12 protein-coding genes are annotated in these 13,456 nt (G+C 73.5%); 2 read left to right on the top strand and 10 right to left on the bottom strand.

The window, feature by feature from the left end:
* Positions 1-10: 10 nt before the first annotated feature.
* Positions 11-916: an SCO1860 family LAETG-anchored protein gene (locus tag OG276_RS29315; protein WP_266909743.1), complete on the bottom strand. Its 906-nt coding sequence runs from the start codon at positions 914-916 to the stop codon at positions 11-13.
* A gap of 381 nt (positions 917-1,297) precedes the next feature.
* Positions 1,298-2,413, bottom strand: coding sequence for an amidohydrolase family protein (locus OG276_RS29310; protein ID WP_266909742.1), 1,116 nt, complete (start codon positions 2,411-2,413; stop codon positions 1,298-1,300).
* A 133-nt stretch (positions 2,414-2,546) separates the two neighbouring features.
* On the opposite strand from OG276_RS29310, the gene OG276_RS29305 reads away from it, so the two are divergent.
* Positions 2,547-3,635, top strand: coding sequence for an alanine--glyoxylate aminotransferase family protein (locus tag OG276_RS29305; RefSeq protein ID WP_266909741.1), 1,089 nt, complete (start codon positions 2,547-2,549; stop codon positions 3,633-3,635).
* Between the two features lie 61 nt (positions 3,636-3,696).
* Here OG276_RS29305 and OG276_RS29300 read toward each other — a convergent pair whose 3' ends face one another.
* The 8 genes from OG276_RS29300 to OG276_RS29265 form a co-directional block, all read right to left on the bottom strand.
* Positions 3,697-4,755, bottom strand: coding sequence for an aminotransferase class V-fold PLP-dependent enzyme (locus tag OG276_RS29300; RefSeq protein WP_266909739.1), 1,059 nt, complete (start codon positions 4,753-4,755; stop codon positions 3,697-3,699).
* Positions 4,756-4,838: 83 nt separating this feature from the next.
* Positions 4,839-5,549, bottom strand: a complete 711-nt coding sequence (locus OG276_RS29295; protein ID WP_266909737.1) for a DsbA family oxidoreductase — start codon at positions 5,547-5,549, stop codon at positions 4,839-4,841.
* 58 nt (positions 5,550-5,607) lie between these two features.
* Positions 5,608-6,141 (bottom strand): GNAT family N-acetyltransferase, encoded by a 534-nt coding sequence (locus OG276_RS29290; protein WP_266909735.1) that lies wholly within the window; start codon positions 6,139-6,141, stop codon positions 5,608-5,610.
* Positions 6,142-6,192: 51 nt separating this feature from the next.
* Entirely contained in the window at positions 6,193-7,647 is a 1,455-nt protein-coding gene (locus OG276_RS29285; RefSeq protein WP_266909733.1) for a penicillin-binding transpeptidase domain-containing protein, read from the bottom strand.
* Between the two features lie 62 nt (positions 7,648-7,709).
* Entirely contained in the window at positions 7,710-8,459 is a 750-nt protein-coding gene (locus OG276_RS29280) for a response regulator transcription factor (protein ID WP_266909731.1), read from the bottom strand.
* A 56-nt stretch (positions 8,460-8,515) separates the two neighbouring features.
* On the bottom strand, positions 8,516-9,790 hold the full coding sequence (locus tag OG276_RS29275) for a sensor histidine kinase (RefSeq protein WP_266913208.1): 1,275 nt from the start codon (positions 9,788-9,790) through the stop codon (positions 8,516-8,518).
* A gap of 79 nt (positions 9,791-9,869) precedes the next feature.
* Positions 9,870-10,874: a hypothetical protein gene (locus tag OG276_RS29270; protein ID WP_266909729.1), complete on the bottom strand. Its 1,005-nt coding sequence runs from the start codon at positions 10,872-10,874 to the stop codon at positions 9,870-9,872.
* 115 nt (positions 10,875-10,989) lie between these two features.
* Positions 10,990-11,775, bottom strand: a complete 786-nt coding sequence (locus OG276_RS29265) for an IclR family transcriptional regulator (RefSeq protein ID WP_266909727.1) — start codon at positions 11,773-11,775, stop codon at positions 10,990-10,992.
* Positions 11,776-11,931: 156 nt separating this feature from the next.
* Here OG276_RS29265 and OG276_RS29260 point away from each other — a divergent pair, with 156 nt between their 5' ends.
* Complete coding sequence (locus tag OG276_RS29260) at positions 11,932-13,455, top strand: aldehyde dehydrogenase (NADP(+)) (RefSeq protein WP_266909725.1); 1,524 nt, start codon at positions 11,932-11,934, stop codon at positions 13,453-13,455.
* The last annotated feature ends 1 nt before the right edge of the window (position 13,456 follow it).

Raw genomic sequence — 13,456 nt, 5'->3', positions numbered from 1 at the left:
CGCCCCGGCCTTACGAGGCCTTGCCGCGCCGGGTCACGATCAGCGCGGCGGCGCCGAAGCCGAGCAGGAGCAGCGCACCGCCCGTCACGAACGGGGTGAGCGAGCCGCCTCCCGTCTCGGCGAGGTCGGCCTGGGTCCCGGAGCCGCCCGTGGTGCCCGTCTGGGGCTTGACGTCGGGCAGCGTCGAAGCACTGGCGCTGGGGGCGGGGGCGGCGGGGGACTCGCAGCGGGCCTCGGCGAGCACGACCTCCCCCTCGACCTGGGCGACGTTCAGATCGAGCGGGTTCACCGACACCTTGAGCCGCAGCGCGGCCGCGGCGGCCGTGGTGGAGGTGGTCTCGATGGCGGAGAGCTCCAGGCTCACCAGGCCGACCTTGGGGACCTCGACCTTGGTGGGGCCGCCCGCCGAGAGGGTGACCTTCTTGCCCAGGACGGTCACGGTGCCCAGGACGTTGGAGGAGGCGACCGGCTTCTTGCCCGCCTCGCAGACGGCCTTGGAGCTGACCTTTTCCACCTGGATCAGGGACAGCAGGGGCAGTCCCGGTACGTGGACGCGGGCCTTGGCGAGGTTGGCCTCCGCCGCGGCGCGGTCGGAGTCGGCGGTGGCCTTGGAGGTGGCGACGTCGGCGCGCAGGATGCTCACCGGCTTTCCGCCCTCGACCCCGTCGAGGGTGACGGTCAGCGCCGTCTTCGCGGCTTCCTCCGGGGCGCTGACCTCGTTGAGGGTCGCCTTCAGCGGGACGTGCACGGTCTTGTTGAGCAGTCCCACGTCCAGCGTGGTGCGCAGGACGACGGCGCTCGCCTTGCCCTTCCCCGGGTGGGAGCCGGTGGCGAAGGCGGGCGGGGCGGTGAGCAGGGCAACCGCTCCCGTGGCGACGAGCGCGGCCACGGGCATGCGGAAGGTGTTGCTGTTCAAGGTGGTGGAACCCCCAGGGAGATGGGAGCCGTCGCGCCGCCAATGGGGGACATTGCGCGCGCCGACGGCCTCGACCCCGGAATCTTTACGCACTGAGAGTGAACGGGGGTGAACCCGGCGTGAGTTCACCCCAAAGGGTGGTTTCCAGGCATAGGTTCGAATCAATGCGCCTCACCCGGAACGGGAGTTCCCTCCCATCACGGGAATCCCGCCCGCCGAGACCCGCGCCGGGCATACACAACGACGGCGCCGCCGCCGACGTCACGCCGCGTCAACTCCCGGCCTCTGGGCTCCCCGCTCCCCCGTCCCTGCGCTCCTGCGTTCTTGCGTTCTTGCGTTCTTGCGTTCTTGCGTTCTTGCGGCGATGCGACCCCGTGGCCCTCAGGCCACCACCGTGCCGTTCACCACCACGCGCCGCGGCTGCGCCAGCGCCCGTACGTCGGCCCGCGGATCGGTCTCGTAGACCACCAGGTCGGCCGGCGCCCCTTCGGTCAGGCCGGGCCTGCCGAGCCATTCGCGCGCGCCCCAGGCCGTCGCCGAGAGGGCTTCCAGCGGCGGGATCCCGGCCTTGACGAGCTCGCCGACCTCGGCCGCGACCAGGCCGTGCGGCAGCGAACCGCCCGCGTCCGTGCCGACGTAGACCCCGACGCCCGCGTCGTAGGCGGCGCGGACGGTGTCGTAGCGCCGCTCGTGCAGGCGGCGCATGTGCGCCGACCACCGCGGGAACTTGGCCTCGCCGCCCGCGGCCATCTTCGGGAAGGTCGCGATGTTCACGAGGGTCGGGACGATGGCCACCCCGCGCTCCGCGAACAGCGGGATGGTGTCCTCGGTCAGCCCCGTGGCGTGCTCGACGCAGTCGATGCCCGCCTCGACCAGGTCGCGCAGGGAGTCCTCGGCGAAGCAGTGCGCGGTGACGCGCGCCCCGAGGCGGTGGGCCTCGGCGATGGCCGCCTCGACCTCGGCGCGCGGCCAGCAGGCGGTGAGGTCCCCGACCTCGCGGTCGATCCAGTCCCCGACCAGCTTGACCCAGCCGTCGCCGCGCAGCGCCTCGCGGCCGACGTACTCGACGAGGTCGGCGGGCTCGATCTCGTGGGCGAAGTTGCGGATGTAGCGGCGGCTGCGGGCGATGTGCCGGCCCGCCCGGATGATCTTCGGCAGGTCCTCGCGGCCGTCGATCCAGCGGGTGTCGGACGGGGATCCGGCATCGCGGATGAGGAGGGTGCCTGCGTCGCGGTCGGTCAGCGCCTGCCGTTCGGCGGTGTCCGCGTCCACCGGCCCGTGGGCGTCGAGCCCCACGTGGCAGTGCGCGTCGACCAGCCCGGGCAGCACCCACCCGGTGACCTCGGTGACCTCCCGGGCGCCGCGCGGACGCTCGTAGGAGATCCGTCCGCCCACCACCCAGAGCTCGTCGCGGACCTCCTCGGGTCCGACCAGTACCCGCCCCTTGACGTGCAGCAGCCCCGAACTCGCGCTGTCACCGTTGACCTCGTCGCTCATGGCGGCACTCTATGCGCGGGCTCGGTAGGCTCTCCAGGTCGGTCCGGACTTTTCCGGACGAACGCCCCGGGACCGCATGGGCGGTCCGCCCGGGAGCACGATCCCAGACCGAGAGAACGAAGAGAGCGGCGCCGTGACCCACCCCCTCCTGGACCTTCCGCCCCTGACCGCCGCGCGCTTCGCGTCGATCGAGCGGGGGGTCGCGGAGCTGCTCGGGACCCGGGCCGACGTGGTGATCACCCAGGGCGAGGCCCTGCTGCCGCTGGAGGGGTGCATCCGCTCGGGCGCGCGACCCGGTTCGACCGCGCTGAACGTGGTGACCGGCCCCTACGGGACCACCTTCGGCAACTGGCTGCGCGACTGCGGGGCGAGCGTCGTGGACCTTGAGGTCCCCTTCGACACGGCCGTGTCCGCGGCGCAGGTGGACCGGGCCCTGTCGGAGCACCCGGAGATCGACTTCGTCTCCCTGGTCCACGCGGAGGCGGCCACCGGGAACACCAACCCGGTGGCGGAGATCGGCGAGGCCGTACGGGCCCACGGGGCGCTGTTCATGCTGGACGCGGTGGCCTCGGTGGGCGCGGAGCCGCTGCTGCCGGACGCGTGGGGCGTGGACCTGTGCGTGATCGGCGCACAGAAGGCGATGGGCGGCCCCGCGGGCGTTTCGGCCGTGTCCGTCTCGGACCGCGCTTGGGCCCGCTTCGCGGAGAACCCCTCGGCGCCGCGCCGCTCGTACCTGTCCCTGCTGGACTGGAAGGAGCGCTGGATCGACGCCGGGCGCAAGGCCCTGCCGCACGCGCCGGCGCAGCTGGAGATGCTGGCGCTGGAGGCCTGCCTGGACCGGATCGCGGCCGAGGGCCTGGAGTCGGTGACGGCCCGCCACGCGGCCGCGGCGGCGGCGACCCGCGCGGGCGCGGCGGCGCTGGGCATCGCCCCGTACGTCGGCCTGGACGCGGCGGCGGCCCCGGTGGCCACCACCCTGCGGGTCCCGGAGGCCTCTCTGGTGGTGGCGAAGGCCCTGGCGGCGGATCCGGCGGCCCCCCTCGCGGCGGGCGGGGGCGCGCTGGCCGGGGAGATGGTCCGGGTCAACCACTACGGCACGGCCGCCTCCCTGGACACGGTCCGCTCCAGCCTGACGGCCCTGGCCGGGGCCCTGTCGGTGGACCCCGCCGGGGCCCTCGCGGCGGCGGACTCGGCCTGGTCCGCGGCCCCGCCCTCCGTCTGAGCAGGCCGGTTCCCCGGGCTCGGCCTTCCCGGCTCGGCCTTCCCGGCTCGGCCTCCCGGGATCAGCCCTCCAGGAGGTCGAGCAACCGGTCCACGTCCGCCTCGGTGTTGTAGAGGTGGAAGGAGGCCCGCAGGCTCCCCGCGCGGGCGGCCACGGGGACGCCCGCGTCGAGCAGGGCGCCCTGACGGTGGGCCAGGCCCGGCACCGAGACGATCGGGGATCCGCCCGGGACGGGCTCGTGGCCCAGGCGGGCGAGGCCGGCGCGGTAGCGGGCGGCCAGGGCGGTGTCGTGGGCGTGGACGGCGTCGATCCCGATCCGCTCCAGCAGGGCCAGCGAGGGCTCGGCGGCGTGGTAGGCCAGGAAGGCCGGGGACTCGTCGAAGCGCCGGGCTCCGCGGGCCAGTTCCCGCAGCGGGCCGTAGATGGCGTCCCACATGTCGGCGAGCGCCACCCAGCCTGCGTGCAGCGGGGTCACGGTGTCCTGGGCCTCCTCCGAGACCGTGAGGTAGGAGACCCCGCGCGAGGCGAGCAGCCACTTGTACCCGGCGGTGACCGTGTAGTCGTAGGGGCTCGCGTCGAAGGGCAGCCAGCCCGCCGCCTGCGAGGCGTCGACCAGCATCCGCGCCCCGTGCGCGGTCGTCGCGGCGCGGACGGCCGCCAGGTCCGCCGTACGCCCGTCGGCGGACTGTACGGCGCTCAGCGCGACCAGCGCCGTGTCCGGGCCGACGGCTTCGGCGAGGGACTCCAGCGGGGCGAAGCGGACCTTGAGGTCGTCGCGCACCACGAAGGGGTTGATGTCGGAGGCGAACTCGCCCTCCGGGCAGAGGACTTCGGATCCGGCCGGGAGGGAGGCGGAGATCAGGCCGACGTGGGTGGAGACGGCCGAGCCGACGGCCACCCGGTCCGCGTCGACCCCGACGAGGCGGGCGAACGTCTCCCGGACCCGTTCGACCCGGTCGAAGTCGCCGAATCCGGAGGGGAGTCCGGCCCCGGCCGCCTCCGCGAGCCGCCGCACCTCGGCGACGGCGGCTCGCGGGAGGATCCCGCAGGTGGCGGTGTTGAGATAGGTGGTGGAGTGCGCGAACTCGTCGCGGACGGCTTCGGGCGCAAGGAGGTCCATGACCTTCACTCTGCGCCAGGACCATCCCCAAGTCCATTGCCGGATTCACCGCACCACACCAAAGGATTACTTATGCTGAGGCCTTAGGGCTGCGGCACCGCGCACGCGCCGTCGGGCTCGCACGCCTCCCCCTCGGGTGCGGCGGGCACGAGGACCTCGCGGCCGGCCCAGGCCTGCTCCAGTGCCTGCGTGAAGACCTCGGCGGGCTGGCCCCCGGAGATCCCGAGGCGGCGGTCGAGCACGAAGAACGGTACGGCGTTCGCGCCCAGCTCGGACGCTTCGCGCTCGTCGGCCCGCACCTCGGCGGCGTAGGCGGACTCGTCGGCCAGCACCGCGCGGGCCTCCCCCTCGTCCAGCCCGGCCTCGACCGCGAGGGCCACCAGAACCTCGGGTTCGAAGACGGAACGCTCCTCGCCGAAGTTGGCGCGGTAGGCGAGGTCGAGCAGCTCCTCCTGACGCCCGCGGTCGGCGGCCAGGTGCAGCAGGCGGTGGATGTCGAAGGTGTTGCCGTGGTCACGGCCCTCGGTGCGGTACGTCAGCCCCTCGGCGCGGGCGCTCGCGGCGACGTGCTCCTCCATGCCGCGGGCCTCGTCGAGGGTGCGGCCGTACTTCTTGGCCAGCATCTCCACGACGGGCGCCACCTGGCCCTTGGGGCCGTTCGGGTCGAGCTCGAAGGAGCGGTAGACGACCTCGACCTCGTCGCGGTGGGCGAACCCGGCCAGCCCCTTGGTGAAACGGGCCTTGCCGATGTAGCACCACGGGCAGGCGATGTCGCTCCAGATCTCGACGCGCATGTTCCTTCTTCTCTCCACGAAATCAACTGTTCCGTCTTCAACCACCCGCCGCGGCGTCTCATTCCCCGGACGGGTCACCCCCCTGACCCGTCATTCCCCCCGGGTCCCCGATCGCTTCCACCGTGAGCCACAGGATGCGGTGGGAGCCCGCGGCCCGGACGCCTGCGGGGTCCGGGAGCCAGCCGTGGGTGGCGTAGAAGGCCTGGGCGCGGAGGTTGTGCTCGTAGACCTCCAGGCGGACCCTGCGGACGCCCGCGCGGCGCCAGGCGTCGAGGCAGGCCGCGTGCAGGGCCGCCCCGGTGCCGCGGCGCCAGTGGACGGGGTCCACGTGGAGCTGGGTGAGGGTGGTCTCGCCGTCGGCGGTGCGGAAGGCCGCCACCCCGGTGAGCTCGCCACCGCTCTCGGCGCAGAGCACCCCGCCGTCGGCCGCGGCCCGGGCCACCGCCCGGGACCAGCCCTCGCGGGTGCGCGCCAGTTCGGCGGCGCCGCCGTAGGCCTCCTCGGGTACCCGGCCCCGGTAGTAGGTGGCGCGGGCCCGGGTGTGGAGGGCGGCGATGGCGTCGAGGTCTGCGGGCTGCGCGGTCCTGATCATGGGAAGGAGAACGCGCCGGGAATCCCGCCGGTTCCCGGCGCGCTCCACGGGCTACTTCTTCAGCCAGGCCTTCATCATCTTCTGCGCCACCGGGGCGGCCAGCTTGCCGCCGGCGATCTCGGAGCGGTCGGTGTCCGACCCGACGATCACCACGGCGACGGCGATCTGCTTGCCGCCGGCCTTGCCGTACGTGGTGTACCAGGCGAGCGGCGGCAGGCTGTTGCCCACGCCGCGCTGAGCGGTACCGGTCTTGGCGCCCGACTCGACACCCGGGATCTGGACGTTCTTGCCGCCGCCTTCGGTGGCGACCGTCTTCATGGCGTCCTGGAGCATCGAGGCGGTCTTCCCGCTCATCACCTGCGTGGACTTCGGATCCTTGAAGCTCTCCAGCACGTTGCCGTTGGAGTCGGTGACCTCGGAGACCTCGTGCGGAGCGACGAGCTTGCCGCCGTTCTCGATCGCGGCACTCACCATCGCCATCTGGAGCGGAGTGGCCTGGACGTCGAACTGGCCGATACCCGTCTGCGCGACCTGGTCGACGGACATCTTCTTCGTCGGGTACTTGCTCGCGGGGTCGGTCCAGACGGGGAGCTTCTGCACCACGTTGAAGCCGAGCTTCTCGGCCATCGCCCGCATCTTGTCCTGGCCCAGCTTGTGCGCGAGGTCGGCGAAGACGTTGTTGCAGGACAGTTTGAGCGCGGTGCGGGGGCTGACGTTGTTGCACTGCTCGTCGGTCACCTCGCTCTTGAGCTTGAGCGTGGTGCCGGGGATCGTGTAGTTGCCGGGGACGGAGGTCGGCGTGTCGATGTTCGTGACCAGGCCGTTCTCGATGGCGGCCGCGAGGGTGACCAGCTTGAAGGTGGATCCGGGCGCCTGCGGCTTGCGCAGGGCCGTGTTCTCCATGGCCTTGCCCTGGTCCGCGTTGAGCGCCTCCCAGGCCTTCTGATCCGCCTCACCGGCGCCGGCGATGCTGCCCGGGTCGAAGGAGGGGTTGTTCACGACGGCCAGGATCTCGCCCGTCGCCGGGTCGAGCGCCACGGCCGAGCCCTGCTTGCCCTGCAGCGCGTCCCAGCCCGCCTTCTGGACATCCTTGTCGATCGTGGTGAGGACGTTGCCGGGGGCCGCCCGCTTGTTGGTGAGCGTGTCCATGATCGTCTTGAGCCGGTTGTCGGTGCCGTTGAGGATGTCCTTGTAGACGCCCTCCAGCATGCTCCACCCGAAGGCCTGGGAGCTGTAGCCGGTGATCGGCGCGTACAGCGGCCCGTCGGTGTAGGTCCGCTTGTACCGGAAGTCCTTGCCACCGGTGTCCTTGGAGCCGGTGATCGCCTCCCCGCCCACGATGATGTTCCCCAACGGGTTCTCGTACTTCCCGATGAGGTTGCGCCGGTTGTTCTTGTCGTCTGCGAGGGCCTGGCCTTGATATGCCTGCACCCAGGTGACCCGCACCAAAAGGGCCAGCACCAGAAGCAGACAGAAGACCGACGCACGCCTGATCGTCTTGTTCATCCCCCAGAAGGACGTCCCGTCCGCCCCAGCCGTTCCGCTCTGCCCCGATTGTGGCGGAGTTCTCAGCCTTTCTTCATGAGGAAGCCCCCCTCGTACGCCGCGATGACCGCCTGGGTCCGGTCCCGGGAGCCGGTCTTGGCCAGGACCGCGGCCACGTGCGTCTTGACCGTCTGAGGTCCGACCCCGAGCCGCTCGCTCACCTCGTGGTTGGAGAGCCCGGTGGCCATCAGCCGCAGTACGTCGGCCTCCCGGTCCGTGAGCCGGGCGACCCAGGGCGCGGTGGCCGGACCGGCCCCGGGCGGGGTGTGGGCGGCGGCCAGGGAGCGGACGGCCGCCGGGAAGAGCAGCGAGTCCCCCCGGGCCACGAGCCGGACCGCGGCGGTCAGCTCGTCGGGATCGGCCCGCTTGAGGAGGAACCCGGCGGCTCCCGCGCGCAGCGCCTCGTACACGTAGGCGTCGTTCTCGAAGGTGGTGACCACCACGATCCGGGGCGGCCCGGGCATGGTGGCGAGTATCCGCTCGGTGGCCCGGATCCCGTCGATCTCCGGCATCCGCACGTCCATCAGCACCACGTCGGGTTCCAGCGCCCGGACCACGGCCACGGCCTCTGCTCCGGTGGCCGCCTCCCCGACGACCTCCAGGTCGGGCTCGGCGTCGAGGATGACCCGCAGGGCGGTACGGACCATCCGCTCGTCGTCGGCCACGACCAGGCGCAGCGGCGGACGGGCCGGCACGGGGGTCCCCGGGGTCGCCGGGGTCACCGGGGTCACCGGGGTCACCGACGCGGGGGCCGACGCGGTCCCGGGCACCATGGTCGACGGGGTCCCCGGCGCTGGGGTCGACGGGTTCGCCGATGGGGTCGCCGCCGTCATCGGGTGCCCCCGCCGAGCGGGAGGACGGCCCGCAGCCGCCACCGGCCCTCGTGCGGCCCGGCCTCGACACGCCCGCCGAGCAGCGAAGCCCGCTCGGCGGCGCCCTGCAGCCCCCGGCCCCCGGTGGTCCGGGCCCCCGGAACGGCCGCCGGATCGTTCGTCATGACGATCTCCAGTTCCTCGTGTCCACCGTGCTCCCCGTATCCACCGTGCTCGTCGCGCCCACTGGATTCCCCCTGCTCACCGTGTCCCGCGGGTCCCCCGCGCACCCGTACGAGGATCCGCAGATCGACCGGGCCCGTCCCGTGCCGCAGGGCGTTGCTCAGCCCCTCCTGCACGATCCGGTACGCCTCGCGGGAGGCGATCGCCGGAAGCCACCCCCAGCCACCGGCCCGTCCGGGGTCCAGACGGGCCGCGATCGAGGTCCCGGAGGCCCGGCTGCGGGCCAGCAGCCCGTCGAGGTCGGCTGCGAGCGTCGGAGCGGCCGGCAGCCCGGCTCCCCCGGCGCCCGCTCCGTCGCCCTCGCGCAGCAGGCCGAGGACGGCGTCCAGCTCCCCCACCGTGCGCCGGGTGGTGTCCTCGATCGCGGCCAGCGCCTCCCGTACGAAGCCGGGGTCGCTGTCGAGCACCCGCCGGGCGGCGCTCGCCTGGAGGGTGACCGCGCTCAGGGCGTGCCCGACGGCGTCGTGCAGTTCCCGGGCCAGCCGGTTGCGGACCGCCAGATCCGCGGCGCGCTCCTCGGCGGCCGCCAGCCGGTCCGCCGCCGCCGGCCCGAGCAGGACGGGAGCCAGTCGGGCCAGCAGGGCCCCCGCCCCGGCGGCGCACAGGACGAGTCCGGCCAGCAGCCCGATCCCGAGCAGGGGGGCGACGTACGGCTGATCCGGCACGCCCAGCGGGCCGAGCCCGATCGGCAGCTCCCGCAGCGCGCTCACGAACGGCAGGGCCAGCAGCACCGCCGCCATGGGCGGTACCGCCAGGGTCATCCCGCTGACCAGCGCTCCGACCCCCAGGTGCAGGGTCCACCAGGCCGAGGCCCGCCCCCGGGCCGCCCAACTCCGGGCAGGCCCCTCGGCGAAACGCTCCCCCGACACCCCGCACAGGGCGCGCGCGGCGGCCACGGACATCGGCCGGACCAGCCGGAACAGCCCGGTCGCGGCGACGAGCGGCAAGGCGGCGGCGTAGGCGGCGAGGCTGAGCGGCAGGGACTCGCGCGCGTTGTCCCCGCCGGCGAGGACACCGACCGCCACCTCCGTGAGCAGGAAGTACGGCATCAACAGGGCCCCGCCGAGGATCAGATGGACCCAGCGCAGGGGTCTCCACCGCGGCCGCCACTCCACCCTGCCCTCTCCCTCAGCCTTCGCGGCGGCCGGCGAGGAACCGCCCCAGGACGGCGGTCGCGAGGAGGGCGGTGATCATCTGACCACCGTAGATCACGTAGCTCGCGGTGGTGGTCCGTTCTCCGGGTCCGGGGTCGCCGCTCGTGAAGGCCGCCAGCATCCACATCCCCCAGCACAGGGTCGCCGCCGACCCGGTCCACGCCACGGCCAGCGGCCATCCTGCCCGCCGGGTCCCGCCCCTGGCCAGCAGTACCGCCCCCGCCACCGCGGTCAGCGCGCATATCCCGTGGACCGCGGTGGCCACGGCGGTGTCCGAGGAGTACTGCGCGATCTGCGATGCGTTCTGCCCGGCCGTGCCGCCCAGCGCCCAGTAGAAGTGCGCCGCCGCGACCACCGCGCCCAGTGCCGCCGCGGCTCCCGCCACCACCCCCGTGGGTGACGGGAGCCGCGCGCCGAGGGGACCCTGCCAGCGGCGGCCCCAGCGCTCGCGCGCATAGGGCACGAACAGGCCGGCCAGGGCTACCGCCTGGACGATGAAGCCCGTGTAGACGACGTGGAAGACCCAGTCGTCGAGGAAGGGTTTCGCCGCCGTCGGCGCGGCCTCGTCCGGACCCAGACCCATGCCCCTCAGAAGGAGCTGGCCGGGGAAACCGAGCACGATGGGCGTCAGCAGGCCGGTGGCGACGAAGCTCGGAACCACCAGCAGCCAGGACGGAACCCGCTTGCCCCAGGGCCTGATGAGCACCAGGACGAGCAGGATCACGGCCGCGTCCATGAGTACCGTGACGGCGTTCGCCACGGTGAGGAGCAGCCGGGGCTCCAGCAGCACACTGCCCGCCGGTATACCCAGGTGACTCCCGGCCAGCCAGGCGGTCTTCAGGGCCAGGTACGGGACGGTGGCGGCGACGGCCACCGCGGCCAGGACCTTGCGCCCGGCCCCCGGCCCGGCGGCGGAGGGCTGTGCTGCGTCCTGGGTCGGTCGTGGTGGCTGCGGCAGGTGCACGGCTCGTGTGGTCATGGCTCAACGGTCCCGCGCCGGCGCCCCCGCCACCTCCCCCTTGAAGGGGAACCGCCTCCCCCGCCCGGGGGAGGAATCAGGTCCTCCGCCGCGCCGCGCCCCGGCGGCCCCGCGGCTACATCCGCCGCGTCACCACCGACAGCCGGTCGCGCGCCGCGAACAGCGCCGCCTTGATGCCCCGTTCGTGCCCCGGCGTCAGCCGGGCCACCGGCACCGAACAGCTCACCGCGTCCCGCGCCGGCGTCCGGTACGGCACCGCCACGCCGAAGCAGCGCAGCCCGAGCGTGTTCTCCTCCCGGTCCACCGCGTACCCCTGCTCCCGCACCAGGGCCAGGTCCTCGATGAGCCGCTCCCGGTCGGTGATGGTGTGCTCGGTGACGGCTTCGAGCCGCCGCGGCAGCAGTGCGCGTACCTCTTCGTCGGTGTGCGTGGCCAGCAGCGCCTTGCCGAGCGCCGTCGAGTGCACCGGGAGCCGCCGGCCGACGCGGGTGAAGGGCCGCAGGTAGTGCTGGGACTGCCGGGTCGCCAGGTAGACCACGCTCGTCCCGTCGAGACGGGCCAGGTGGATCGTCTCCGTCGTGTCGTCGGAGAGCCGGTCCAGCGTGGGCCGCGCCGCCGCGACCACCTCGTCCCCGTCGATGTACGAGCTGCCGACGAGCAGCGCCCGTACGCCGATGCCGTACCGCGTGCCCGTCGCATCCGTCTCCACCCAGCCCAGGTTCACCAGGGTCCGCAGCAGCATGTAGAGGCTGGATTTGGGCAGGGAGAGGTCGCTCTGGATGTCGGCCAGGCTGTGCAGCCCCGGCCGGGAAGCGAAATGTTCCAGCAACTGGACCGTGCGCACCGCCGACTTGACGGCCGCCTGCGCTCCCGAGCCCCCCGACTCTGCTGTGGTGGTCATCCGCCTTCGTGCCCCTCTGTCTCTTGCTGTCTCTTGTCAACCCGGAAGACACGGAAATAGAGTCCACGGTGGATGTGATCATTCATCCAACGGAACAGCGTTCACAATACTGAACGCATCCGCGCGGGTCAGCGTAGATCCAGGAGGCAGTTCGCCATGGCAGCAACACCAGTCTGGAGTGTGGACCCCCGCACCGGGAAGCACCGCGAGCAGGTTGCGGTGGAGGCCACACCCCGGGAGGTGGACGAAGCCGTGCGCGCGGCCCACGCCGCCCGCGGCTCGCTGGCCGACGCCGCGCGGCGCGCCGCCTTCCTGCGCACCGCCGCCGACCTGCTCGACGAGGCGGCCACCCACGTCATCGAGGCCGCCGACGCCGAGACGGCGCTCGGCCCCGGCCGGCTCACCGGCGAGCTCGCCCGCACCACGGGCCAGTTCCGCGCCTTCGCCGACGCCGTGGACGAGGGCTCCTACCTCGACATCCGCATCGACCACGCCGATCCCACCACCACCCCGCCCCGCCCCGAACTGCGCCGCTACAAGGTGCCGCTGGGCGTCGTCGCGGTCTACGCCGCCTCCAACTTCCCCCTCGCCTTCTCCGTGCCCGGCGGCGACACCGCCAGCGCGCTGGCCGCGGGCTGCCCGGTCGTGGTCAAGGCGCACCCCGACCACCCGGCCACCTCCGAGCTGTGCGCCTCGCTGCTGCGCCGGGCCGCCGTCGCCACCGGGCTGCCGGCCGAGGTCATTGCCGTGGTCCACGGGTTCGACGCCGGCCTGGAGCTGATCCGCCACCCGCTGGTCGGCGCCGCCGGGTTCACCGGGTCGATCCGGGGCGGCCGGGCCCTGTTCGACGCCGCCGCCGCGCGACCCGTACCGATCCCCTTCCACGGGGAACTGGGCTCCCTGAACCCGGTCGTGGTCACCCCGGCGGCCGCCGCGGAACGCGCCGAGGAGATCGGCGGCGGGCTGGCCGGCTCGGTCACGCTCGGCGTCGGCCAGTTCTGCGTCAAGCCCGGCCTGGTCCTCGTACCCGAGGGCGCGGACGGGGACCGGCTCGCGGGAGCGCTGACCAAGGCGCTCGGCGAGACCGAGCCCGGGGTGCTCCTCGACCACCGGATGCGGGAGAACTTCGTCGCCGGGGTCCGCGAACGCGCCGCGCTGCCGGGGGTCGACGCGCCCGTCACCCCCGGCTCCGGCGGCGAGCACACCGTCGGCGCGGGCTACCTGAGCGTGCCGGCGCGGACCCTGCTGGAGGGCGGGCCCTACGAGGTGCTCCTGGAGGAGTGCTTCGGCCCCGTCACCGTGCTCGCCCGGTACGCCGGCCAGGACGAGGCAGCCGCCCTGCTCGGGCGGCTCCCCGGGAACCTCACCGCGACCCTGCAGCTGTCGGCCGCCGAGGCGGACGGCGGCCCGGGTCCGGCGGCGAAGCTGATCTCCCAGGTCACGACGCTGGCCGGCCGGGTCGTGGTCAACGGCTGGCCGACCGGTGTGGCGGTGGCTCCGGCCCAGCACCACGGCGGCCCCTACCCGGCGGCGACCTCGCACTCCACCTCGGTCGGCGGCACCGCGATCGAGCGCTGGCTGCGCCCGGTGGCCTACCAGTCGGTGCCGGACGCCCTGCTCCCGGCGGAACTCCGCGAGGCCAACCCCCTGAACCTCCCGCGACGGGTCACGGGAGGCTAGA

The sequence above is a fragment of the Streptomyces sp. NBC_00086 genome, assembly GCF_026343255.1.
Classification (GTDB): Bacteria; Actinomycetota; Actinomycetes; order Streptomycetales; family Streptomycetaceae; genus Streptomyces.
Note: the sequence above shows the minus strand (reverse complement) of the source record. Positions and strands in the feature narration are given on the sequence as shown.